2 protein-coding genes are annotated in these 1,497 nt (G+C 69.2%); both read right to left on the reverse strand.

Features of this window, described 5'->3' with window-relative positions; translation table 11 throughout:
* The coding region (locus HC022_RS29750; RefSeq protein WP_167454359.1) for an ABC transporter ATP-binding protein at positions 1-1,013 on the reverse strand (1,013 nt) is incomplete at its 3' end.
* Positions 1,010-1,497 (reverse strand): ABC transporter permease (locus HC022_RS26385; protein WP_167454360.1); only part of this gene is annotated, 488 nt, incomplete at its 5' end. The genes HC022_RS29750 and HC022_RS26385, both read right to left, overlap by 4 nt.

Raw genomic sequence — 1,497 nt, forward strand, 5'->3', positions numbered from 1 at the left:
CCGTCCGGCGTCACCAGCCGCACCGCTGTGCGGCCCAGCGTCGACTTGCCCGAACCCGACTCGCCCACGAGGCCCAGCACCTCGCCGCGCGCCACCGAGAGCGACACGTCGTCCACCGCCCGCACCTCGCGCACCGGACGGAAGAAGCCGCCGCCGGTGCGATAGACCTTGCGCAGCCCCTTGATCTCGAGCGCGGGCGTCTCGGACAGCGTGCGCGCCTCGGGCAGCCGCCCGGTCGGGATCGCGTCGAGCAGGCGCCGGGTGTAGTCGTGCTGCGGGTCGTTGAGCACGGTTGCCGCGGCGCCACGCTCGACCACCTTGCCCTCGCGCATGACGATGACCTGATCGGCGATCTCCGCCACCACGCCGAAGTCGTGGGTGATGAACATCACCGCCATGCCCCGCCGCTCGCGCAGGTCGAGGATCAGCTTCAGGATCTGCGCCTGCGTCGTCACGTCGAGCGCCGTGGTGGGCTCGTCCGCGATCAGCAGCTTCGGCTCCAGCGCCAGCGCCATGGCGATCATCGCCCGCTGCCGCTGCCCGCCGGACAGCTGGAAGGGATAGGCGCGGATGATCTTCTCGGGGTCCGGCAGCTGCACCTCGCGGATCAGCGCCAGCGCCCGCTCGCGCCGTTCCGACTGGGTGTAGCGGTCGTGGGCGGCGAAGACCTCGGCGATCTGGTCGCCGATCCGCATCAGCGGGTTCAGCGCCGTCATCGGCTCCTGGAAGATCATCGCGACCTGCGCGCCGCGCAGCGCCTGCTTCTCACTCTCAGGCAGGCGCAGCACGTCGCGCGCCTCGAACATGGCGCGGCCCGCCTTGACCGTCACGCCGGGGGGCAGCAGCCCCATCAGCGCGTTGGCGGTCATCGACTTGCCGGAGCCGGATTCGCCCACGACGCAGAGGATCTCGCCTTTGTCGATGGCGAAGCTCACGTCCTCGACCGCGAAGGGCCGGTCGGCGCCCTCGGGCAGGCCGATGGAGAGGTGCTCGATGGTCAGTGTCGTGCTCATGCCTTGCCCTTTCGGGAGAGGTGCGGGTTCAGTGCATCGTTGAGGCCTTCGCCGATGAGGTTCAGCGCGAGAACGGTGATGATGATCGCCACGCCCGGGAAGAAACTCAGCCACCAGCTCGAACGGATGACGGTGCGCGCGGCACCGATCATGTAGCCCCAGCTCATGGCGTTGGGATCGCCGAGGCCGAGGAACGAGAGCGAGCTTTCCAGAAGGATCGCCGTCGCCACCATGAGCGAGGCCATGACGATGATCGGCGAGACCGTGTTGGGCAGCACCTGCCGCACGAGGATGCGCGGCTTCGACAGGCCCGCGAGGGTCGCGGCGTCGACGAATTCGCGCTTGCGCACCGACATGACCTCGGCCCGCACGAGGCGTGCCACCGGCGGCCACGAGACGATGGCGATGGCCAGCGTGATCGAGGCCAGCGTCGGCTCGAAGATTGCCACCAGCACGATGGCCAGCGCGAAGTTGGGGATGGTCT

The organism is Salipiger sp. HF18 (assembly GCF_011806505.1).
In the GTDB taxonomy this organism is placed as follows: Bacteria; Pseudomonadota; Alphaproteobacteria; order Rhodobacterales; family Rhodobacteraceae; genus Salipiger; species Salipiger thiooxidans.